Origin of the sequence: Aliidiomarina sedimenti (genome assembly GCF_003986955.1) — a bacterium.
GTDB classification, from domain to species: Bacteria; Pseudomonadota; Gammaproteobacteria; order Enterobacterales; family Alteromonadaceae; genus Aliidiomarina; species Aliidiomarina sedimenti.
Genome location: NZ_PIPN01000004.1, coordinates 76,683 through 98,866 on the forward strand (window position 1 = coordinate 76,683; position 22,184 = coordinate 98,866).

Here is a 22,184-nt window from a genome sequence, read left to right on the forward strand (position 1 = left end):
CCACTTGAAGGAGTAGTTTTGATGTCGAATATGACACCCCGTGAAATAGTTGATGAACTGAACCGATTTATTATTGGCCAGGACGATGCCAAGCGCGCCGTGTCGGTGGCGTTGCGTAATCGCTGGCGCCGGATGCAGCTGGGCGAGGATTTGCGTCAGGAAGTCACGCCGAAGAATATTCTGATGATCGGTCCGACCGGTGTGGGTAAAACGGAAATCGCGCGACGCCTGGCGAAACTTGCCAACGCCCCCTTTATTAAGGTTGAAGCGACCAAGTTTACCGAAGTGGGTTATGTCGGTAAGGAAATAGACTCGATTATTCGTGATCTAACCGACACTGCGATTAAACAGGTGCGAGAGCAGGAAATGGGCCGTGTTCGTCATCGTGCAGAAGACGCTGCCGAAGAGCGCATTCTCGATGCGCTGTTACCCAAAGCACGGCAGAATACCTGGGGCGAAGACGAGGAAGAAGCGCCGAAGGAAGACACTGGTACCCGCCAGGCGTTCCGCAAGAAGTTGCGTGAAGGTCAGCTCGACGATAAAGAAATCGAAATCGATTTAGCCATGCCGCAGATGGGGGTCGAGATTATGGCCCCTCCGGGGATGGAAGAAATGACCTCCCAGTTGCAGAATATGTTCCAGAACATGTCCGGCGGCAAGACCAAGAAGCGCAAAGTTAAGATTAAAGATGCCTTTAAACAGCTGGTCGAAGAAGAGGCCGCCAAAATGGTCAATCCGGAAGAGCTGAAAGAAAAGGCAATTGAGTCAGTCGAGCAGAACGGTATCGTCTTTCTCGATGAGGTGGATAAGATTTGTAAGCGTGGGGACAGCGGTAGTGGGCCGGATGTATCCCGTGAAGGCGTCCAGCGCGACTTATTACCCCTGGTCGAAGGCACCACGGTCAACACCAAACACGGCATGGTAAAAACGGATCATATTTTGTTTATTGCTTCCGGTGCGTTCCAGATGTCGAAACCTTCGGATCTGATCCCTGAATTGCAGGGCCGTTTACCTATCCGGGTTGAGTTAAAAGCGCTGACCACGGGTGACTTTGTACGCATTCTGACAGAGCCAAGAGCATCACTGACGATGCAGTATCAGGCCTTGATGCAAACTGAAGGGGTGTCGATTGAATTTACTCCGGATGGTATCGAGCGAATTGCTCAGATCGCCTGGCAGGTTAACGAGAAAACCGAGAATATTGGGGCCCGACGTCTGCATACGGTGCTCGAGCACCTGATGGAAGAGGTCTCCTTTAAGGCCAGCGAAATGAGTGGCGAGAAAGTGGTTATTGATACTGACTACGTTAATAAGTCGCTTGATGAGCTTGCTGATAACGAAGATCTGAGTCGCTTTATCCTCTAATTTACGAGGGTGGGCAGACTTTCTAAATGGCGCCGGTGGGCGCCATTTTTTCGTTAGCGGACTGAGTTTTCCAATGCGACTGGAGCATTTCCAGCGCCATTTTTAAGTTGATAGGTGGGCTCAAATGGTAGCCCTGCATTTGGTCGCATTGCATCTGGCTAAGCAATTCGAGTTGCGCTGCGCTTTCCACGCCTTCGGCCACAACCCGCTTCTTTAAACCATGACTGAGTTCGATCAGGGTTCTGACAATATTGCCACCCGAGTCCTGGTGCTCACCAAGTAATTCGTTAATGAAACTGCGGTCAATTTTTATCTTGTCGACCGGTAAGCGGCGCAGATAAGCAAGTGATGAATAACCGGTGCCGAAGTCGTCGATGGAAACCCTGATCCCTAGTTCCTGCAATTGCTGCAACACGTTGAGCCCGGCCTGAAGGTCGGTCATGGCGACGTTTTCAGTAATTTCCAGTTCAATATCGCTGTAATTCAGCTGGTAACGACGAAACAGGGATTTGAGTTTAATTACCAGCTCAGGGTTCTGAAAATGGCGAGCACTGATATTCACCGCCACCGGCAATACCTCATTGCCCAGGGCCCGCCACCGCGAGAGTAGCTGCGCGCAGTGTTCTAAAACCCAGTCATCGAGCCGGGTGGCCAGGCCCAGCTCTTCAATAAAGGGTAAAAACTGGCTCGGAGCGATGAGGCCACGCTGCGGATGCTGCCAGCGAACCAGCGCTTCGAAACTGGATAACAGGCTGCCGCTGTTGTTGAAAAGCGGCTGCAGATGCAAGGTGAATTCGTTGTTGGCGAACGCCTGCTTCAGTTCCGGCTCAATATCAATCAGACGGATGTAGCTGTCATCCATGCCGCGGCGGTAAAAAACCACGGGTTTGGTATCGCTTTGTTTGGACTGGGCCAGTGCCATATTGGCCTTGCTTAGCAGAGTATCAGCATGCACCCCGTTTTGCGGATAACGTGCAATACCGACACCACAACTTAAAGTGACTGCGCGTTTGTCGATCTGCATGGGCGCCTGAACGTGGCGCTGAATTTGTGCGCCAAGTCCTTCAATCAGGCTGCGTCGCTTAAGGTGGTCGAAGAGGATCACAAACACATCCCCGCTCATCCGGGCGATGGCAAGAGGCCGCGGGGTAATGCCCTGCAGGCGTTGACTCACTTCGATCAGAGCACGGTCGCCGCCGCGGATACCGAGCGTATCGTTAATGGCTTTAAAGCGGTTAATACCGACCAGGAAGATACTTAAATGACGACCATTGCTGCGACTGGCATCAATGAAAGACGGCATTTTACTCATTAGTTCTTCGCGATTTTCGATGCCGGTCAGTGCGTCGTGGGTGTTGAGGTATTCGGCCTGCTGTAAGGCCGAGAGTGTGCGCGTTCGTTCAGCTTCGAGTAGCCAGATAATGATACCCACTGCAGCAGCAGCGATGCAGGCCAGATTGAAAACCCCCTGCAATGCCCAGAGCGCACTACTGATACTGAAGTCGGCGCTGAACAGACTGATTTGAACCAGCGTCAGGTTTTTAACCCCAATTAGAGCAAAGGCGGCGGCAATCAGTCGAGGTCCTATTGACGCCGGGCCCTGGGTATATATCAGCATGCCAATGCTCAGCAATGACACACCACTGACTAAGAACATCATGGTGTCACGAAGAAACCACATCCACGTAGTCTCTGCGCTGAACGCCGCTGGCAGCATGAGCAGCCCGGCAAGGAGAATGCTGGTGAGGTAGAAATAACGGCGTTTGCGTGTCGCCGGTGGACGTTCGTGAACGATGTCAAAGACCCCAATAGCCAATAAACTTAAGGCCACATAGAGTGACGCCAGTTGGGCGAGGATAAAATAAGGGGTGAGTGCGGCGGCAATGTCAGCATTGCCCAGCGCACCCATGCGCACCAGGGCAAAACAGGTACTGGCACTGTAGTAGAACGAGGCATAGGACCAGAACCGCAGGTAGCTGCGGTGGTAGTGCCTGTAATAGTGACGCAACAACAGACCAAAGCCAAGCAGCAAAAGCGCTTGGGCCGAGTAACTGACAGTTGCCATAGCCAGGTTCTGAAACATCATAGAGTCTTTGGTTGTTATTTTTTTGTATACCCCGACTGTACAGAGGTTTCGCCAGTAAAATCAACCAACATCTTTAATTCGGTGGATGGGTTTATATCTGCTTCCTATAGGGTTTATACTGAGGGCCTTCCTCCTTGTGCATTAGGTAGCCATTACTATGGAATACAATACTTCAGAACTTTGTGACTTATACGCTGACGCAGTCGATGTAGTTGAACCCATGTTTGTTAACTATGGTGGTCGCTCTTCGTTTGGCGGGCAAATCGTCACCATTAAGTGTTATGAAGATAAAGGGCTTATCGAATCCACGTTACAGGAAAACGGCCTCGGTAAAGTGCTTTTGGTTGATGGCGGTGGTTCGCTGCGGCGTGCGCTGATTGATATCGGCATCGCTGAACTGGCACTGGAGAACGACTGGGAAGGTATTATTTGTTATGGCTGTGTACGCGACGTAGATGCTATTGAAGATCTTGATATTGGCGTCCAGGCAATTGCCTCAATTCCGGTGGGGGCCCCGGCAGAGGGAACAGGAGAAAGCGACCTTCCGGTTAACTTTGGTGGTGTAACTTTTTTACCGGACGATCACATCTACGCCGACACCACAGGGGTTATTTTGTCTCCTGAGCCACTCGATCTCGAGTAATCGGGTGCGACATGGCTGAGTACCTTCGGCGCACTAACCCGCAACCCTTCGTTAAAACACGCGAGCAGGAGACCAAAATTGGTCAGGCTATCGCCTGCCTGCGTGAAGGCGATGACTTCAACGACCTGTTGACCAGCCACCTTGCTGATGGTTGCAAAGTGGCGTTGCTCGGCGTGCCTGAGTCGATTGGACCGCGGGCTAACTGTGGCCGGGGTGGCTCTGACGGGGGCTGGCAGGCATTTTTAACTTCCTTTTTGAACTTGCAGGCGACTCCCGCCATGCCGGTACACGAACTACTTTTGCTGGGCCATGTTGACTGCGACGATCTGATGGCTGAGGCGGCCGATCTGGATGCTGCCGACGCACAGGATCTGAATCGTTTACGTGAACTCTGTGCGCAGGTTGACCAGCGTGTGCTGCAGGTTTTACGACCGCTCTTCGACGCCGGCTATGAAGTGATCTTAATTGGTGGTGGGCATAACAATGCCTACCCACTACTAACCGCCTTGTATGAAAGTCAGAAGCAGCGTTGCGGCAGTGTAAATCTGGACCCGCACGCTGATTTTCGCCCCCGTGAAGGACGCCATAGCGGCAACGGCTTTAGCTATGCGTACATGGAAGGGGCATTGTCGAATTATCATGTGGTGTCGCTGCATGAAGGGAAAAACTCCGCAACCAGCCTTAAGCAAATGGCAGATGCAGGGTTTAGCTACCACAGCATTCATCGTCTTTATGATATGCAGTTTGTCGACGCACTCGAAGAGGTCAGCGCCCTGGCGAAAAGCTGGGACCAGCCGACCGGTATTGAAGTCGATGTCGATGCTATTATGCAGGCCCCGGCCAGCGCTCTGAACTACACAGGTGTCAGCATGGCCCAGGGGTATCGCTTTGTCTCCCGCCTCGCCAGCCTGCCTCAGGTTCATTACGTACACCTTGCTGAGGCAGCGCCAGCGCGGCATCCGGCAGGGCAAGCGGCTGGCTTAATGGCAAGTGGTCAGTTACTGACGGAGCTTACCCTGGCGTACTTGTTTGGTCGTGAACAGCGCGCCCTTTAAACCAGCGCTGACGTAACGGGTTCACGCCAAACTGGTAACATAGCTCGGCAGGCTCTGCGACATTCCACAACACCAGATTCGCCTGCTTACCTGCCTGCAACACTCCACTTTCGTTTTGTCCTAACGCCTTGGCTGCGTGACAGGTCATGCCGGCCAGGGCTTCTTCCGGGGTCAGGCGGAAAATTGTCGACGCCATGTGCAGCATTAACTGAGCGTTATGAATCGGCGACGAGCCTGGGTTGGCATCTGTGGCAATCGCAATAGGCACTCCCGCTGCACGCAAGGCATCGATCGGCGGGTATTTGGTTTCACGTAAGAAGTAAAACGCACCGGGTAATAACACAGCGACCGTACCGGCTTGTTTCATCGCAGCTATACCCTGCTCTGACAGGTATTCAAGGTGGTCGGCGGAGAGCCCTTGGTAGTCAGCCACCAGCGCTGCGCCGTCCTGATCACTGAGCTGCTCGGCATGCAGTTTGACTGGCAGGTTAAAGCCTTGTGCCGCTTTAAATACACGCTCGGTTTGCGCTCTGGAAAAACCAATTCGTTCGCAAAACACATCCACCGCATCGACCAGACCTTCGGCGACCGCCTGTGGCAGCATCTGCTCACAAATGTATTCAATGTAGCCGTCGCTGTTGTCCTTGTATTCTTCCGGTAACGCATGCGCGGCGAGGAAGGTGGTATGCACGTTAATCGGCAGCGTCGCGCCCAAACGCCGCGCGACCCGTAACTGTTTAAGCTCGGTTTCCGTATCAAGACCATAACCAGACTTGATCTCCAGCTCCGTCACCCCCTGGTCAATTAATGCTGCGGCGCGTACGGCGGCTAACTGATACAGCTCATCTTCGCTGGCGGCGCGGGTGGCGCGGACGGTCGATAAGATGCCTCCCCCGGCGTTAGCGATCTCTTCGTAACTGGCACCATGCAAGCGCATCGAAAACTCATTGGCGCGTGAACCGGCCCACACCAGGTGGGTATGGCAGTCAATCAGACCGGGGCTCAATACACCGCCGTGACCATCCACGTTCGTCGCGTCTTCAGGTTGCTGCGGGAGCTCGTCCTGCGGACCGCACCAAAGAATCTGTTCGCCCTCAATGACCAGCGCGCCGTTCTCTACCAGACCGAAACCGGCTGAACGGTCAGCTCCCTGCTGCATGGTGGCCAGGGTCACGTTGTGAATAACTGTGCGCGGCATAATGTCTCCTAATTTGCTTTTCCTGCATCGTTGCTACATGCTATTGTATATACAACATCAAGACAAGTTTGTTTGCCAGGGTAAAGAACCGATGAAATATGATCATATTAAACAAGCTGTGTATCGCAAGATTGAATCGGGTGAATGGCCGGAACATCACCCTGTCAGTTCAGAAAACCAGCTAGCTAAAGAGTTCCAGGTGAGCCGGATGACGGCGCGCCGGGCACTGCAGGAATTATCCGATGAAGGGCTGGTGGTCCGGACCCGTGGCGCCGGTACCTTTGTTGCCCCGCTGAAATCTCAGTCGGCCTTGCTGACCATTCGCAACATTGCTGATGAGATCCGTTTGCGTAAACACCGTCACCATGCGGTGGTCCGGTTGTTGGAAGAGGTTGATGCGGAACCAGGCTTAGCCACACTATTCGGTCTGCAGCAGGGCGCTAAAGTCTGGCATTCGGTGATCACCCATTTTGAAAATGGGCATGCGGTGCAGGTCGAAGACCGCCATATAAATCCAGCGTTGGTGCCCCACTACCTTGAGCAGGACTTTACCCTGCGTACGCCGCATGAATATCTGTGTGAAGTGACCCCGTTAACCGAGGCCAGTCACCAGATTGAAGCGGTGTCGCCGACCAGTATGCAGCAGCAATGGCTGGATCTGGATCAGGCAGAACCCTGTTTACAAATTCAGCGGCGCACCTGGGCGCGCGAAGGCATGGTCAGTCAGGCCGTGCTCACCCACCCAGGCAGCCGTTTCCGCCTAGGCGGACATATGACCTTTTCTCAGAAAGCCAAAGTGCTGAAAACACAAACAAAAAAGTAAGCGGAGCTAACCGCAGCAGGAGTAACCATGAAAGATTCCCGTTTTGACCCCACGCGTGTGGTACGAGCGCCGCGCGGATCTGAAAAAACCGCGAAAAGCTGGCTGACTGAAGCCGCCAAACGGATGTTAATGAATAACCTCGACCCAGAGGTTGCCGAGCATCCGCAAGGTCTGGTGGTGTACGGCGGTATTGGTCGTGCAGCCCGCGACTGGCAGTGTTTTGATACCATTGTTGAAGTGCTGGATCGGCTTGAAGACGATGAGTCGTTACTGGTGCAAAGCGGCAAACCAGTGGGTGTCTTCAAAACCCATACAGACGCGCCACGGGTGCTTATTGCTAACTCGAATCTGGTGCCGAACTGGGCGAACTGGGACCACTTTAACGAACTGGATAAAAAAGGTTTGATGATGTACGGCCAGATGACCGCTGGTTCGTGGATCTATATTGGCTCTCAGGGCATTGTGCAGGGCACCTACGAGACTTTTGGCGCGGTAGCGCGGCAGCACTTTAATGGAGAAGCTTCAGGTAAGTGGGTACTTACTGGTGGGCTTGGTGGAATGGGTGGCGCGCAGCCACTGGCTGCGACCATGGCAGGCTTTTCGATGCTCGCCTGTGACGTCGATGAGAGCCGCATCGATTTTCGTCTGCGGACCCGCTATGTCGATGTCAAAGCGACGGATCTGGATGATGCACTGGCCAAGCTGGAGCAGGCAAAAACCGACGGCAAGGCGATTTCAGTCGGTCTGGTCGCGAATGCTGCAGATGTTTACGATGAACTGGTGCAACGCAATGTGACGCCGGATGTAGTGACCGATCAGACCTCAGCTCATGACCCTTTAAATGGCTACCTGCCGCAAGGCTGGAGCATGCAGGAGGCGGCGGATAAGCGCGAAAGCGACCCGGCTGCTGTGGTCACAGCTGCCAAGCAATCGATGGCGGTGCAGGTTAAAGCGATGCTGACCATGCAGGATCGCGGCGCCGCGGTACTTGATTACGGCAACAATATCCGCCAGATGGCGAAAGACGAAGGGGTTGAAAATGCATTCGACTTCCCCGGTTTCGTACCCGCCTATATTCGCCCGCTGTTTTGTGAAGGGATTGGCCCCTTCCGCTGGGTGGCGCTGTCAGGTGACCCGGAAGATATTTACAAAACCGATGCCAAAGTGAAAGAGCTTATCCCCGATGATGCCCATTTGCATAACTGGCTGGACATGGCCAGAGAGCGTATTGCGTTTCAGGGCCTGCCGTCACGAATTTGCTGGATCGGCTTAAAAGACCGGGCGCGTATTGCGCGGGCTTTTAACGACATGGTTAAGAGCGGCGAGTTGAAAGCACCGGTGGTGATCGGCCGTGACCACCTCGACTCCGGCTCAGTAGCCAGCCCGAACCGCGAAACTGAAGCCATGCTTGATGGCTCTGATGCGGTATCTGACTGGCCATTATTAAATGCGTTATTAAGTACAGCAGGAGGCGCCACCTGGGTCAGCCTGCACCATGGCGGCGGTGTCGGCATGGGTTATTCCCAGCATGCCGGAGTGGTGATTGTTGCCGATGGCAGCGATGAAGCAGACGCCCGTCTGGCGCGGGTGTTATGGAATGACCCTGCGACCGGCGTTATGCGCCACGCCGACGCCGGCTACGATATTGCGAAGCGCTGCGCAGACGAGCAGGGCCTGGATTTACCAATGCTGAATAAGACAAAGAGTAAGCAATCATGATTAAATTTGAATTACAGCCTGGTGCGCTGACCTTAAGTCAGTTACGTCAGTTTGACCGCGAAGCGGTCACCTTAACGCTCAATAACGAAACACGCACCAGCATTCAGCAATCGGCAGAAACGGTTGCCCGGGTGCTGGCCGAAGGGCGCGTGGTATACGGAATCAATACAGGCTTCGGACTGCTGGCGAATACCCGGATTAAACCGGAAGAGCTAACCGAACTGCAGCGTAAGATAGTGCTTTCGCATGCCGCGGGCGTTGGCAATTTTATGAAAGATGCCGTAGTGCGTCTGATGCTGGTGCTAAAAATCAACTCGCTGGCGCGTGGATATTCCGGTGTGCGACTGCAGGTGATGGATGCACTGAGTGCTCTGCTTGAGCATGAGGTCTACCCCTGTATTCCGGAAAAAGGCTCGGTCGGCGCAAGTGGCGATCTGGCACCCCTGGCGCATCTGGTACTGCCGTTATTAGGTGAAGGCAAGGTGCGTTATAAAGGTGAAGTGATGAGCTCCGCCGAAGGCCTGAAGCACGCCGGACTTGAGCCGATGGAGCTGGCGCCGAAAGAAGGTCTGGCGTTACTAAACGGGACTCAGGCGTCGACCGCTCTGGCTTTACACAGTTTGTTTGCGATTGAAGATATTTTCAACGCCGCTGTGTTAACCGGTGCAATGAGTGTCGAGGCTGCACTGGGTTCACGTACTCCATTTGACCCGCGAATTCATGCGGTGCGTGGTCAGAGCGGACAAATTAAGGTCGCGGCCGCGTTGCGCGAGATCCTCACTGAAGAGAGTGAGATTGGCTCGTCGCATGAGAATTGCGGCAAGGTTCAGGACCCCTATTCATTGCGTTGTCAGCCCCAGGTTATGGGCGCTATTTACGACCAGCTTTGCTTTAATGCCAGTGTACTGGAATGTGAAGCAAACGGAGTCACCGATAACCCGCTGGTGTTTGCCGATGACAACGATATTCTGTCGGGCGGTAATTTCCACGCTGAACCCGTGGCGCTGGCTGCGGATGCCCTGGCGATTGCCTGCAGTGAAATTGGTAGCCTGTCGGAGCGCCGGATGGCGCTGCTGATCGACCAGAACCTGAGTAATCTGCCGCCATTTCTGGTTGAAAACGGTGGAGTCAATTCAGGATTTATGCTGGCGCAGGTAACTGCCGCCGCGCTGGCGTCTGAAAACAAAAGTCTGGCGCACCCGGCATCCGTAGATAGCTTACCGACCAGTGCGAACCAGGAAGACCATGTGTCGATGGCGACCTTTGCCGCACGTCGATTGCAGGACATTGCTGGCAACACTGCACACATACTGGCGGTCGAATTATTAGCGGCAGCGCAGGGGGTCGACTTCCGTCGTCCGTTAACCTCGTCACCGCTGCTCGAAAAAGTGCATGCGACGGTTCGCCGCGAAGTGAGCTTTTATAGTGAAGATCGTTACTTTTCGCCGGATATCGAAGCGATTGGTCGCTTAGTTTTAAGTGGTGAGTTAAGCTCGTACATCAGTATGGGCCCCAGTCTCGGGCAGGCGACGGCTTAATCGCGAGGCGCCATCACCACATAACGGCCATTAAAATACGCCACGGGGGTGTCATTGTCATAGACAGTGACATCCACGTTTATATGCGCGTTCTTACCCTGCTTAAGCAATTGCATGTCGCCGTGCATATCGTCCAGCTCCACCACCGCACGAGGTTCTTCACCCAGCGGTTTAAGATACTTGATTGACCCTTCCGCCAGCACCACGCCACCTTGCAATGCCTTTTCCTGCAGTTGCAGCTGGACCATGCCCCAGCCGGTTAATGTCGCTAACGAATAAATGCTGCCAGCGAACATGGTGTCATGCACATTGATATTGCGTGCCAGTAACGCCCGGCATTCGAATTCGCGGCCCGTGTACTGGAAAATACGAATACCCATGGCATCACTAATGGGGATGCGTTGCTGCCAGGTTTGCTGCAGCTCATGGCACCATTGCGGTCGGTAAATAATATGATTGGTAGCATCAATGTATTTAACCAGCTGATGCTCCGCCATCGGGTTTTGCATCGTGTCCGCTTCTTCTTTTAGCTCATAACCGCATTTGAGGTAAAAGCCCAGGGTGGTATCGCGTGAATTAATAATGACCCGCGCCGCCCCCTGGTCACGTGCGCGCAGCTCCAGATGCTGAATAATACGTACGCCGTGCCCCTCGCCCTGAATATCCGGTTTGACCGCCATAAAACGGATCTGCGCTTCTTCCGGGCTGTTAAAATGAAGACGGCCGATGCCAATTGGAGCTTTGTCGGCGTCCAGCAGCATACAATGCTCGCTGACCTGATCATATTCGTCATGCTCAGAACCACGCGGGCGCTTAAACGGCTGGCGCAATATTTTCCAGCGTAACTGGAAATACTGTTCCAGTTCCTGGGGAGTTGAGGGAGTGATGATGGTGTAACGCATAGCTTCCTGATCGCAGATGAATACCGTAAACTGATGCCCTGAGTTTAGTCTTATATACGGAACGTGTTTTAGTGCAGGCCGCAGATTTCGAACATGAGCTCGCGTCGACTACGCTGGTGTACCTTTCCAGGGACCCTGAGGTTAGAGTAGTGGTGCTGGAGAATCAAGTGTATCGCTTTATGCTAATGAATGGAGATATTCAAAGCGTAATGGCGTTGGCTGATCCGCAAGCTATTGTATTTCCTCACCAGCAGCGCATGCTGCAGGTTCTCGATGATCTCCCTGAGGGTGCGCGGGTGCTTGAGCTGGGTCTTGGCGGGGGCAGCGCGTTGCGTCATGTTAACTACCAGCGACCAGACTTACACTGGACCAGTGTGGAGCATAGTGCTGAGATCATAAATCTGTACTGGGACTATTTTTCACCGCAAAGCCTGGCTGCAGACTTCGAATTCAATTCACGCCAGCAAATTGTGCTGGCCGACTGCACCGCCTTTCTGAATAAGCTCAGCGGCACGCGAAAGTTTGAGCTGATCCTATGTGATGTCTATGATGTAGTACAATCAGAGGTGTTGGAAAGGTGCTTAAACCACCTTGCAGAGGGTGGCACGCTGGTTGTTAACTGGTTAGCGCTGAAGCAGCCACAAGGCGATAACAGTGAGAGTTTTTTCCGTCAGTTGCTGGCACCAGGAACCTTTCAGCACAGCATGGATCGGGTGCCTGGTTTTGGCAATCAGATACATACCATACGTTGTCTGGACTAAGGATACCTATGACCGATTGGCAGAAGGTAAAGAAACACTTCTTTGGCGGCAGTAAACATGGCGTAGAGTTCCTCAAGTCACTTGTCGAGCGCTGCGGACACGATAAAGTCACGGTCACAGCCGGGCATCTGACCTATGTCACCATGCTCTCGCTGGTCCCGTTGATGGCGGTGACCGTGGCCGTAATGGCAAGTTTACCGGCGTTTGAAGACTTACGCGACACCTTGCAAAGGGTGGTGCTGGCTAATCTGGTGCCCTCCACCAGTGAAGCGCTGGAAGAGTATATTGCGACCTTCGTTGAGAACGCCCGCCAGCTCTCGGCAATTGGTGTCTCCTTTCTGTTCATCGTCGCTATCATGCTGATGAGCAATATTGATAAATCACTCAACCGAATCTGGCGGATTACCAAAAAGCGCCGTCTCATCGTGTCGCTGGCGGTCTATTGGATGATTCTGACCATGGGGCCGATTCTGATTGGCCTCAGTATCGCAGCAAGCTCGTACTTACTAACCTTAACCGCGGCAGCCGATCAATACGTGCGCGGCGTTAATTCATTGATGCTGACCTTGCTCCCGCTGATTACAACCACGGTCGCATTCCTGCTGGTTTACGTTCTGGTACCGAATAAAGTGGTTAAAGCACGGCATGCAATCTGGGGTGCTTTAGTCGCTGCTGTGCTGTTTGAGTTTGGCAAGAATGGTTTTAGCCTTTATCTGCAGTACTTTCCTACCTACGAACGGGTATACGGTGCGGTGGCGACAGTACCGATTCTTATCGTGTGGATCTATCTGTCGTGGAACATTATTTTGCTGGGCGCCGAGGTCACTGCAACCGTCGAGGAATATCTGCGGGCGGATGAAGAGCTCTCTGAGGAAGAAAAAAAGGATCCGGATACAGACCATCACCATTTACTGGATCTGGATGAAGACGATATAGAAAACAGTGAAGAAAAATCAAAAGACCGGGAAAAAGAGAGCAGGGAGTAACTATGAAAGCTCTGATTCAGCGAGTCAGTGAGGCTCGGGTTGTGGTTGAGGAGCAAACCGTCGGTGCGATAGACCAGGGTCTGTTGGTGTTGCTTGGGGTAGAAAAAGCAGACGACGAAAGCAAAGCAAGGCGCCTGGCAGAGCGTGTAGCGACCTACCGCATGTTCAGTGATGCTGAGGGTAAAATGAATCTCGATGTAGGGGATATCAACGGTTCGGTGCTGGTGGTGTCACAATTTACTCTCGCGGCCGATACCCGCAAAGGGCGGCGACCCAGCTTTTCCAGTGCCGCCGAGCCAGCGCTGGCAGAGCCAATGTATGAAGTCTTTTGTCAGCGGCTAACTGAACTTGGGCTCCCCGTTGCCAGCGGGCAGTTCGCCGCCGACATGAAAGTCCATCTGGTGAATGACGGCCCCGTCACCTTCGAATTAAACGTTTCTTAAGCTAAATCGGACCTGATTGCGTATAACCTTCTGAACATGAGCGGAACATGACTGCAAAAGGAAAGGTTATGCGCGTGATAGTGATTGGTGCCGGTGGAGGCCTGGGGCGTGCTCTGGTTAACGAGTACCTGAAGCGAGGCGCTTCAGTTGAAGCGATCAGCAGACAGGCTGAGCCGGCAGACTTGCCGGCTGAAGCTCGTTGGTGGCAGGTCGAGGGTACACTGGCTGGATATCAGCAGGTATTTTCAGCGCTCGGCGACGAGGCGATGCAGCCGGATGTGGTTATTTCGGCGATTGGCTGGCTGCACCAGAGCGAATGGCAGCCTGAACGACGGATTGAAGCACTGACGATGGAGCAGCTGCAGACCTACTTCGAAATCAATGCCAGCTTGCCTGTATTACTATTGCAGGCACTCAAGCCATTACTTCCCAAATCCCACCCATGCACACTGCTTCAGCTAGGTGCCAAAGTAGGCAGCATTAGCGACAATCAGCTTGGCGGCTGGTATGGCTATCGAGCCTCCAAGGCGGCGTTGAATATGCTCTATAAAACCGCTGCCATTGAGTTTCGGCGTACGCACAAAGCGCTCTGTCTTGCAGTTGTCCACCCTGGAACCACTGACACCGGGCTGTCCCAACCGTTTCAACAACGCATCGCCGCAGACAAGCTTTACAGCGCTGAGCAAAGTGCTGAGCGAATTGCTAAGGTCGCGGAAGGTCTGACGCCCGCGCAAAGCGGCGGTTTCTGGTTCTGGGACGGGAGCCCGCTGCCCTACTAGTTGCCGTCTGCCTGAAAAAGGTTCATGATTAGACCGCAGCGTATACTTAGACTTCTTTAAGGAAGCCCGATGAATTATTTTATTGCTTTAATTCTGCCCCCGCTGGCAGTTTTTCTTGCCCGTGCAGGCCTGCAAGTCGCCTTAAGCCTGTTGTTATTTGTACTGGCTATTTTAGCCATGGTGGGTGCCAATAGTGGTGCTTTTATGGGTGGCTACGCCGCCGGACCCGTGTTGTATGTCCTGTCAGTTATTCATGCATTTGTCTTCACGCATCGCTTTTATCAGCAAAGTTCAGGCAGCAATCACCCGCACCGTGACCAGTAAAAATCCGCTGTTTCAATGTAAAGATGCCGTAAAATCAAGGGCATTGGTCGCGTTACCTCGGTAGACTGCCGCTTATATCAGAGTTTGCTAAGGAAGCACTATGACCTTGAACTACCTCATTAAATTGGCGGGTGGCGTGTTGCTATGCACCCTCAGCGCTTGTTCAGACAGCAATGCGGCACCGCAGCCGGATCCGGTTAACCTGCCCCGCGTTCTGGTGATTGAAGTCGATACTGAAGACCTCCGTCTTGACCGCACATTTCCTGGCAACACGCAGGGCTCCATGGTGACCGAAGTCCGTTCACGGGTGGAAGGCCTGCTCGAGTCCCGCGATTTCGAAGAAGGCCAGTTGGTGCAGCAGGACCAGTTGATGTTCAGCGTCGAGAAAGCCCCTTATGAAGTTGAATTGCAACGGGCACGCTCCGACTTAGCTAGTGCCGAAGCGACCTTCAATGCGGCACAACGCGACTGGCAGCGGGTTGAGAACTTATTTTCGGATGGGGCTATTAGTGGCCGTGAACGAGACCAGGCCCAGTCAGCGTTCGAACTCGGGGAAGCTGAATTAACCGCGGCTCAGGCCAGCGTTCGCGACGCAGAGCTGCGCTTTAACTACACTGACGTGCGGGCACCTATTGAAGGGGTTGCCGGGCGGGAGCGGGTTTCACCGGGCAATGTGATTAGCGAAGGTGAAGTGCTTGCCACCATTACCCGACTGGACCCTTTGTACGTTAATTTTTCCGTGGCTGAGAATGATATCGCGGCGCGTTACCTGTTAGCCAATACGTCTGTGGACGGCAGCATAGAAGACAAACCAAGCGCCCGCCTGGTCCTGCAGGACGGTACCACTCACCCGCTGGAAGGCCACATTGACTACGTCAGTCGGGTGGTGACCAGTAGTACTGGTTCACTTGAAGTCCGAGCGGTGATCCCAAACCCGGAAATGGATTTGTTGCCCGGTCAGTTCGTTCGTGTGCAGCTGCCACGGATTGATATTGCGGACGCCATAGCGGTGCCGCAGCGTGCGGTGATTCAGTCCGGTAGTCGCTCGGTCGTGTACATTGTCGATGCCAATGACAGTATTCAGGTACGTGAAGTCATTCTCGGGGTTCGTGTCGGTAGTCGCCATCTGATTGAGCAAGGGCTGGCCGCAGGGGACAGGGTCGTAGTTGAAGGCCTTTCCATGCTGCGCCCAGGCGCCCGGGTGCAGGCAGACAAGGTTGATGCGGAATGATTTCAAATACCTTTATCCGCCGCCCGGTTACAGCGGCGGTGTTGTCAATATTGATTGTCCTTGCCGGTCTGCTATCACTTCGTAACCTTCCTGTTCAGCAGTACCCGCAAATTGTCCCCCCGCAGGTTGTGGTTAGCGCGAGCTATTCAGGCGCGACTGCGCAGGCGTCCTCGGAAGCGGTTGCTGCAACTCTCGAGTTGTATATAAACGGCGTCGAAAACATGCTGTACATGACGTCGTCGGCAGATGACAGTGGCGCGGTCAGTATTCGTGTTGTATTTGAAGTCGGTACGGATGTGGACCAGGCGGCGATCGATGTCGATTCAGCGGTGCAGCGCGCTATGAGCCGCTTACCGGAAGAGGTACAACGCGGTGGTGTGCGGATTAGCAAAGAGTCCGCCGCTATCCTGAAGATTGTTGCGATTACCTCGCCGGATGGCAGCCGCGATTCGTTGTATTTGAATAACTACGCCACCCTTACCGTGCAGGACGAATTAAGCCGGGTGAACGGGGTTGCCTCAGCCACTTTTTTTGGCTCTAAAACCTATGCGATGCGGGTCTGGTTGCGGCCGGATCAACTGGCCAACTATGGGCTGGTGCCAAGTGATGTCAGTGCCGCTATCAATGAGCAGAATGCGATGTTTGCCGCCGGCCGCTTTGGTGATGCGCCCAACCCGGAAAACCCGCAGGAACTCAGCCTGCCGATTGGCACTGAAGGCCGTTTTTCTTCGCCGGAAGACTTTGAAGACGTGATTTTACGGGCTAATCCGGATGGCTCGGTGGTGCGTCTGTCGGATGTCGCCCGGATTGAACTGGGGGCGTCGAACTACAACTTCGATGCCATCCAGAATGGCGAAACCGTGGTCCCGATTGGGATAAACCTGCGCCCGGGTGCCAATGCCCTTGAAGTATCTGAAGCGGTCGATGATGTGATGGAGCGAATGAGTCACAACTTCCCTGATGGGGTCGACTACAACATTGCCTTTGATACCACCGAATTCGTTAAAGTTTCTATTCAACAGGTGCTGATTACTCTAATCCAGGCACTGTTGCTGGTGGTTGGGGTTATTTATCTGTTCCTGCAGCGCTGGCGTGCCACGCTAATTCCGTTGGTCGCCATTCCGGTCGCCCTGATCGGCGCCTTCGCCGGAATGTTTGTCTTTGGCTTCAGTATTAACCTGCTGACGTTACTGGCAGTGGTCCTGGCGATAGGTATTGTGGTGGATGACGCCATCGTAGTGCTGGAAAACGTCGAGCGCCTGATGCGTGAAAAAGGACTAACTCCGAAAGAAGCTGCCCATGAAGCGATGGAAGAGGTCTCCGGTCCCATAGTGACCATGGTCCTGGTGCTGGTGTCGGTGTTTATTCCGGTTGCCTTTTTGGGTGGACTGGCCGGGGTAATGTACCAGCAGTTTGCGTTAACCATTGCAGTATCGGTGGTGTTGTCAGGTATCGTCGGTCTGACTCTGTCGCCGGCACTTTGTGCACAAATCCTGAAGCAGGAAGAAGAACGTCCGCCGAAGTTGCTACGTCACTTCAACGTGTTCTTCGACAAGGTTACTAATCGCTATACCGACGGCGTCCGCTTTTTGCTTAAGCGAACCGGATTAGCAGTGTCGATCTTCATCGTTATGTCGGCGCTCGCCTACAGTATTTTCTCGCAGTTGCCGGGCGGCCTGGTGCCGGATGAAGACCAGGGCTACATACTGGTCTCGCACCAACTTTCCGAAGGTGCGTCGCTGGAGCGTACCACCGAGTTTTCTATCGAGTGGAATGAAGTTCTCCGCAACGAAGCGATCGTTGACAGCGCGCTGACCTTTATCGGTTACGACATGGTCAACGGCAATACCCGGGCCAATGTTGGTGCCAGTTTCTTAACCCTGAAAGCCTGGGACGACCGAGACCTTGGCGAGGACAGTAGCCAGCAGTTTGCACAGCATATTAACCAGCTTGGCCAGGACTACCCTGAGGCGACCATTAATGCCTTTAATCCGCCGCCCATCTCGGGCATCTCCACCACCGGGGGGATCGAAGCCTATCTGGTGGTGTCGATGGAAGGCGACACCGACGAGCTGATGAACCGGGTTGAGCAATTGAGTAACTCCGCCAACCTGCGGCCAGAGTTGCAGGGCGTACGCACCACGCTGAATCTTGATGTACCTCGTTATATCGCCGTGGTCGACCGGGAGCGGGCAAAATCCATGGGGGTCAATATTACTGATATTTTCTCTGCGATGAGCCGTGTGTATGGCCGCTCTTATGTTAATGACTTTAATTATCTGGGCCGTGCCTGGCGCGTTTATATGAGTGCGGAGTCATCCTATCGCGCCGGCCCGGAAGACTTAGCGACGACCTTTGTACGCTCCAGCGATGGGGAAATGGTGCCACTGAATGCCATTGTCCGCCTTGACCGGACGACAGGCCCCGATACTGTGCATCGGTACAATAACCGGCCGGCGGCGCGGATTATTGGTGAGCCTGCTCCCGGGTATTCAACGGGTCAGGCGATCAGTGCGTTGCAAATGGTAGCGGATGACCTGTTCGACCCGCAGGCGGGTTATCAGTTGTTCTGGACCGGTGCATCGCAACAGGAGCAAGCAAGTGGAGGTGCGGGCGCTGCAGCGTTCCTGTTTGGCATTCTGATTGTATTCCTGCTTTTGGCGGCTCAGTATGAGCGCTGGACCTTGCCACTGGTGGTGTTAACTGCGATTCCGTTTGCCGCTTTCGGGGCCGCCCTGGCGACCTGGGTGGCCGGCATGCAGAATAACATTTACTTCCAGGTTGGTATGCTGGTGTTGATTGGTCTGGCGGCGAAGAACGCGATTCTGATTACCGAATTCGCGGTGCTTAACCGCAAACGCGGCATGAACGTACGTGATGCCGCGCTGGAAGCCTGTCGTCAGCGTTTCCGCCCTATTCTGATGACCTCGCTGGCATTTATTCTTGGCTCGTTGCCGCTGGCGGTCAGTTCAGGTGCCGGTGCGGCCGCACGCAACGCGGTGGGCGTCGGCGTAGTCGGTGGCATGCTATTGGCGACGTTCGTCTCGATTTTCTTTATTCCTGTTTTTTATCAGTGGATTGAGCAACGTTTCGGCAAAGAGACAACGAACGAAAGCTAGTGTCCTGAGGATAAAAGTTCGCTTGCAAGACTATAAGCCAGGTGCCATCTTGTTGGATGGGCCTGGCTTTTTTAATGGGCTATTCTGAGAGCAGATGGGGAACAGAGTATGAAAAACGAACTGGAAACGCGGCAGATTCTGAATGTGTACGAGAAAATTGTTGAACATGGCCAACGCAACGAGCTTGGCCATCAGCTGGAAGGTATTACCGCGTTTACCGACCATGACGGCTACACGGTCTATCTTGAAGGCCATAATACCAAGCTGCAAACTGGCTTTCACAATACCTACAATCTGGATTACAGCACTCAGCGCGATGCCGATTTATTTCTAAAAAAACTAAAATACATCGATCAGGAATATAATTAAGCTAACACCTGTACGCTGAAACTTGATAGCCTTGCCAGGCAATCTGGTGAACAGCATTAACAGGTAATAAAAGGAAGCAGTATGAGTTCGGTTAAATATTCGATCGGCGAGGAAATCGCTCACTCGGTCTCACACGGCATTGGCGTCATTTTAAGTGCAGTCGGCTTAGGGTTTTTGATCTGGCTTTCCCTTGAGTATGGCAATCACTGGCATCTTATCAGCAGCATCGTGTACGGCGTCTCGCTGATACTACTGTACAGTTCGTCGACCTTGTATCACGCCATTCCCCACCCAAAAGCGAAGCGTTTCTTCCAATTGCTTGACCACTCGATGATATTTGTTCTGATCGCAGGCACCTATACCCCCTTTGCTCTGGTCAGTCTGCACGGACCCTGGGGCTGGAGTCTGTTTGGTGTGGTCTGGGGGATTGCAATAGCGGGTATTCTGCTGGAGACGTTAAAGAAAGAACGTATCAAGTGGTTATCACTTAGCTTGTATCTTGGGCTGGGCTGGATGGCGGTGGTGGTAATCAAGCCCATGCTGGATATGGTACCTATGGTGGGGCTGTTGTTCCTGCTTGCTGGTGGTTTAAGTTATTCGCTGGGGGTGATTTTTTACGTTCGCAAGCAGATGTTATATCACCATGCGGTCTGGCATCTGTTTGTCCTGGCAGGAAGCGCCTTGCACTACTGTGCTGTGCTCTTTGGCGTGATACTGGTCGACGCATAAACCAAGTTTTCGTCACCCATAAAAAAATGACCCGCCGTCAGTTATACAGCTGACGGCGGGTCATTAGTTTTTATAGCGAGTTATTGCGGGTTATTTACTCTCGCGGCCAGCGCGCTTGCGCTCGTTTTCGGTCAGCAACTTCTTGCGAACACGAATTGACTGCGGCGTAATTTCAACCAGCTCATCGTTGTCGATGAACTCAAGCGCCTGCTCAAGACTCAAACGGATTGGCGGGCTAAGGACCTGCGCATCGTCCGTACCAGAGGCACGTACGTTGGTCAGCTGCTTACCTTTCAGACAGTTTACAGTGAGGTCGTTAGCGCGGTTATGAATACCGATAACCTGACCTTCGTAGACTTCGTCACCGTGACCAGAGAACAAGCGACCACGTTCCTGCAGGTTAAACAACGAATACGTCAGTGCTTTACCCTGAGCATTTGAAATCAGTACACCGTTAACGCGCTGACCGATACGGCCACCTTTGTGCGGGCCATAATGATCGAACGAGTGGTAAACCAGACCAGTGCCTGAAGTTAAGCTCATGAACTCAGTCTGGAAGCCGATCAAACCACGGCTTGGTACCTGGAAGTCGATACGTACACGACCTTTGCCGTCTGGTTGCATATTGGTCATTTCAGCTTTACGCAGACCCAGTGCTTCCATTACCGAACCCTGATGCTGATCTTCGATATCTACAGTCAGGTTTTCGATAGGCTCAAGTTTAACGCCGTCTTCTTCTTTGACGATAACTTCAGGACGTGACACCGCAAGTTCGAAGCCTTCACGACGCATGTTCTCAATCAGAACACCCAGGTGAAGTTCACCACGGCCTGATACTTTGAATTTATCAGGGTTTGCTGTCTCTTCGACACGCAGGGCTACGTTGTGCTTCAGTTCCTGTTGCAAACGCTCGAGGATTTGACGTGAAGTGACATACTTGCCTTCTTTACCGGCAAATGGTGACGTGTTGACCTGGAACGTCATGGTCACAGTTGGCTCGTCAACCGTCAGTGGCTTCATCACTTCAGCTTCACCGACCGCACATACGGTATCAGAAATACGCAGTTCGCCGAGACCGGTAATAGCACAAATGTCGCCTGCACCGGCACCGTCTGACTCGATACGGTCAAGACCCAGGTAACCAAATACTTTACCAACCTTGCCGTTACGCGAGGTGCCGTCAGCGCTGACAATAGTCACTTGCTGGTTAAGCTTAATGCTGCCGCGGGTTACACGGCCGATGCCGATAACACCCATGTAGCTTGAGTAATCAAGCTGCGAGATTTGCATTTGCAATGGACCATCAGCATCTGCCGCTGGTGGAGATACCTTGTCGACAATCGCCTGGAACAACTGAGTCATGTCTTCAGTTGGATTCTCCAGCTCCATTGACGCCCAACCCTGTAACGCTGATGCGTATACAATCGGGAAGTCGAGCTGTTCGTCAGTAGCACCGAGGTTATCAAACAAATCAAATACCTGGTCGACGACCCAGTCAGGACGTGCGCCCGGACGGTCAACCTTGTTGATGACAACGATCGGCTTAAGACCGTGCGAGAACGCTTTTTGGGTCACAAAACGCGTTTGCGGCATTGGGCCGTCAACCGCGTCGACCAGCAGCAGGACTGAGTCTGCCATTGACAGAACGCGCTCTACTTCACCACCAAAGTCGGCGTGACCCGGGGTGTCGAGAATATTAATGTGGTAATCATGCCAGTTAATGGCGGTGTTCTTAGCTAAAATGGTGATGCCCCGCTCTTTTTCGAGGTCATTTGAATCCATTATACGCTCTACTAATTCACCACGGCTTTCCAGAGTACCAGACTGCTGGAGCAACTTATCGACCAAAGTCGTCTTGCCGTGGTCAACGTGGGCGATGATAGCGATGTTACGTAACTTACTGATTTCTTTACCGTTTACTAAATCGGTCATAAAGTACTTCTTACATTGTGCCCCTGTCAGAACATAATGGTGTTCTTAAGCAGGCGAGCGGGTGAAAAACTGGTCGCAGATTATACAGGTAAGCGCGCTACTTCTCTAAATTATTTTCTAAAGTCCACGAAAACATGCGCACTAAATTGGTGCATTGATTGGCTTTGTTTGGTGCATCCACT

At 53.1% G+C, this 22,184-nt stretch carries 19 protein-coding genes; 15 read left to right on the top strand and 4 right to left on the bottom strand.

All coding sequences use genetic code 11. The annotated features are described in order from the left end of the window. The first annotated feature begins 21 nt into the window (after positions 1–21). Positions 22–1,365 carry an ATP-dependent protease ATPase subunit HslU gene (hslU, locus tag CWE12_RS09410; protein WP_126789459.1) on the top strand — a complete coding sequence of 448 codons (1,344 nt, stop codon included), beginning with the start codon at positions 22–24 and terminating at the stop codon, positions 1,363–1,365. 22 nt (positions 1,366–1,387) lie between these two features. Here hslU and CWE12_RS09415 read toward each other — a convergent pair whose 3' ends face one another. Next, a complete protein-coding gene (locus tag CWE12_RS09415) occupies positions 1,388–3,451 on the bottom strand; it encodes a putative bifunctional diguanylate cyclase/phosphodiesterase (RefSeq protein ID WP_126789460.1) in 2,064 nt (687 codons plus the stop codon). Positions 3,452–3,608: 157 nt separating this feature from the next. Between CWE12_RS09415 and rraA the strand changes: the two genes are divergently transcribed. Continuing rightward, positions 3,609–4,094 (top strand): ribonuclease E activity regulator RraA, encoded by a 486-nt coding sequence (rraA, locus tag CWE12_RS09420; RefSeq protein WP_126789461.1) that lies wholly within the window; start codon positions 3,609–3,611, stop codon positions 4,092–4,094. An 11-nt stretch (positions 4,095–4,105) separates the two neighbouring features. Beyond that, positions 4,106–5,149 carry a formimidoylglutamase gene (locus tag CWE12_RS09425; protein ID WP_126789462.1) on the top strand — a complete coding sequence of 348 codons (1,044 nt, stop codon included), beginning with the start codon at positions 4,106–4,108 and terminating at the stop codon, positions 5,147–5,149. On the opposite strand, the gene hutI is transcribed toward CWE12_RS09425, so the two are convergent. Beyond that, a complete protein-coding gene (hutI, locus tag CWE12_RS09430; RefSeq protein ID WP_126789463.1) occupies positions 5,106–6,347 on the bottom strand; it encodes an imidazolonepropionase in 1,242 nt (413 codons plus the stop codon). The two genes, CWE12_RS09425 and hutI, sit on opposite strands and share 44 nt — an antisense overlap. A 91-nt stretch (positions 6,348–6,438) precedes the next feature. On the opposite strand from hutI, the gene hutC reads away from it, so the two are divergent. The 3 genes from hutC to hutH are packed head-to-tail and all read left to right on the top strand — an operon-like array spanning position 6,439 to position 10,427. Next, positions 6,439–7,170 carry a histidine utilization repressor gene (gene hutC / locus CWE12_RS09435; RefSeq protein WP_126789464.1) on the top strand — a complete coding sequence of 244 codons (732 nt, stop codon included), beginning with the start codon at positions 6,439–6,441 and terminating at the stop codon, positions 7,168–7,170. A gap of 27 nt (positions 7,171–7,197) precedes the next feature. Further along, positions 7,198–8,889, top strand: coding sequence for a urocanate hydratase (gene hutU, locus CWE12_RS09440; protein ID WP_126789465.1), 1,692 nt, complete (start codon positions 7,198–7,200; stop codon positions 8,887–8,889). Next, a complete protein-coding gene (gene hutH, locus CWE12_RS09445; RefSeq protein ID WP_126789466.1) occupies positions 8,886–10,427 on the top strand; it encodes a histidine ammonia-lyase in 1,542 nt (513 codons plus the stop codon). Before hutU ends, hutH begins: the two co-directional genes overlap by 4 nt. Here the strand turns inward: hutH and CWE12_RS09450 are convergent. Continuing rightward, positions 10,424–11,329, bottom strand: coding sequence for a bifunctional GNAT family N-acetyltransferase/hotdog fold thioesterase (locus CWE12_RS09450; protein ID WP_126789467.1), 906 nt, complete (start codon positions 11,327–11,329; stop codon positions 10,424–10,426). The two genes, hutH and CWE12_RS09450, sit on opposite strands and share 4 nt — an antisense overlap. Positions 11,330–11,400: 71 nt before the next feature. Here CWE12_RS09450 and CWE12_RS09455 point away from each other — a divergent pair, with 71 nt between their 5' ends. From CWE12_RS09455 to trhA, 9 genes are all read left to right on the top strand, one after another. Further along, the gene (locus tag CWE12_RS09455) at positions 11,401–12,090 is read left to right on the top strand and encodes a spermidine synthase (protein WP_126789468.1); all 690 of its coding nucleotides are present in this window, start codon (positions 11,401–11,403) and stop codon (positions 12,088–12,090) included. Between the two features lie 2 nt (positions 12,091–12,092). Then, complete coding sequence (locus CWE12_RS09460) at positions 12,093–13,076, top strand: virulence factor BrkB family protein (protein ID WP_420836639.1); 984 nt, start codon at positions 12,093–12,095, stop codon at positions 13,074–13,076. 2 nt (positions 13,077–13,078) lie between these two features. Beyond that, entirely contained in the window at positions 13,079–13,519 is a 441-nt protein-coding gene (gene dtd / locus CWE12_RS09465) for a D-aminoacyl-tRNA deacylase (protein ID WP_126789470.1), read from the top strand. 68 nt (positions 13,520–13,587) lie between these two features. After that, positions 13,588–14,298 (top strand): SDR family NAD(P)-dependent oxidoreductase, encoded by a 711-nt coding sequence (locus tag CWE12_RS09470; RefSeq protein WP_157981958.1) that lies wholly within the window; start codon positions 13,588–13,590, stop codon positions 14,296–14,298. A 69-nt stretch (positions 14,299–14,367) separates the two neighbouring features. Further along, positions 14,368–14,622, top strand: a complete 255-nt coding sequence (locus CWE12_RS09475; protein ID WP_126789472.1) for a YqaE/Pmp3 family membrane protein — start codon at positions 14,368–14,370, stop codon at positions 14,620–14,622. Between the two features lie 100 nt (positions 14,623–14,722). Continuing rightward, positions 14,723–15,853: an efflux RND transporter periplasmic adaptor subunit gene (locus CWE12_RS09480; RefSeq protein WP_126789473.1), complete on the top strand. Its 1,131-nt coding sequence runs from the start codon at positions 14,723–14,725 to the stop codon at positions 15,851–15,853. Continuing rightward, complete coding sequence (locus CWE12_RS09485) at positions 15,850–18,972, top strand: efflux RND transporter permease subunit (protein WP_126789474.1); 3,123 nt, start codon at positions 15,850–15,852, stop codon at positions 18,970–18,972. Before CWE12_RS09480 ends, CWE12_RS09485 begins: the two co-directional genes overlap by 4 nt. Positions 18,973–19,080: 108 nt before the next feature. Next, positions 19,081–19,341 (top strand): DUF3081 family protein, encoded by a 261-nt coding sequence (locus CWE12_RS09490; protein ID WP_126789475.1) that lies wholly within the window; start codon positions 19,081–19,083, stop codon positions 19,339–19,341. Between the two features lie 81 nt (positions 19,342–19,422). Next, positions 19,423–20,070, top strand: a complete 648-nt coding sequence (gene trhA / locus CWE12_RS09495) for a PAQR family membrane homeostasis protein TrhA (protein WP_126789476.1) — start codon at positions 19,423–19,425, stop codon at positions 20,068–20,070. A gap of 90 nt (positions 20,071–20,160) precedes the next feature. On the opposite strand, the gene typA is transcribed toward trhA, so the two are convergent. After that, positions 20,161–22,002 (bottom strand): translational GTPase TypA, encoded by a 1,842-nt coding sequence (typA, locus tag CWE12_RS09500; protein ID WP_126789477.1) that lies wholly within the window; start codon positions 22,000–22,002, stop codon positions 20,161–20,163. Positions 22,003–22,184 lie beyond the last annotated feature (182 nt).

Excerpts from the sequence above, each read along its gene's own strand:
- hslU (WP_126789459.1), top strand. The coding sequence starts at position 22 with ATGTCGAATATGACACCCCGTGAAATAGTTGATGAACTGAACCGATTT.
- CWE12_RS09415 (WP_126789460.1), bottom strand. The coding sequence starts at position 3,451 with ATGATGTTTCAGAACCTGGCTATGGCAACTGTCAGTTACTCGGCCCAA.
- rraA (WP_126789461.1), top strand. The coding sequence starts at position 3,609 with ATGGAATACAATACTTCAGAACTTTGTGACTTATACGCTGACGCAGTC.
- CWE12_RS09425 (WP_126789462.1), top strand. The coding sequence starts at position 4,106 with ATGGCTGAGTACCTTCGGCGCACTAACCCGCAACCCTTCGTTAAAACA.
- hutI (WP_126789463.1), bottom strand. The coding sequence starts at position 6,347 with ATGCCGCGCACAGTTATTCACAACGTGACCCTGGCCACCATGCAGCAG.
- hutC (WP_126789464.1), top strand. The coding sequence starts at position 6,439 with ATGAAATATGATCATATTAAACAAGCTGTGTATCGCAAGATTGAATCG.
- hutU (WP_126789465.1), top strand. The coding sequence starts at position 7,198 with ATGAAAGATTCCCGTTTTGACCCCACGCGTGTGGTACGAGCGCCGCGC.
- hutH (WP_126789466.1), top strand. The coding sequence starts at position 8,886 with ATGATTAAATTTGAATTACAGCCTGGTGCGCTGACCTTAAGTCAGTTA.
- CWE12_RS09450 (WP_126789467.1), bottom strand. The coding sequence starts at position 11,329 with ATGCGTTACACCATCATCACTCCCTCAACTCCCCAGGAACTGGAACAG.
- dtd (WP_126789470.1), top strand. The coding sequence starts at position 13,079 with ATGAAAGCTCTGATTCAGCGAGTCAGTGAGGCTCGGGTTGTGGTTGAG.
- CWE12_RS09470 (WP_157981958.1), top strand. The coding sequence starts at position 13,588 with ATGCGCGTGATAGTGATTGGTGCCGGTGGAGGCCTGGGGCGTGCTCTG.
- CWE12_RS09475 (WP_126789472.1), top strand. The coding sequence starts at position 14,368 with ATGAATTATTTTATTGCTTTAATTCTGCCCCCGCTGGCAGTTTTTCTT.
- CWE12_RS09480 (WP_126789473.1), top strand. The coding sequence starts at position 14,723 with ATGACCTTGAACTACCTCATTAAATTGGCGGGTGGCGTGTTGCTATGC.
- CWE12_RS09485 (WP_126789474.1), top strand. The coding sequence starts at position 15,850 with ATGATTTCAAATACCTTTATCCGCCGCCCGGTTACAGCGGCGGTGTTG.
- CWE12_RS09490 (WP_126789475.1), top strand. The coding sequence starts at position 19,081 with ATGAAAAACGAACTGGAAACGCGGCAGATTCTGAATGTGTACGAGAAA.
- trhA (WP_126789476.1), top strand. The coding sequence starts at position 19,423 with ATGAGTTCGGTTAAATATTCGATCGGCGAGGAAATCGCTCACTCGGTC.
- typA (WP_126789477.1), bottom strand. The coding sequence starts at position 22,002 with ATGACCGATTTAGTAAACGGTAAAGAAATCAGTAAGTTACGTAACATC.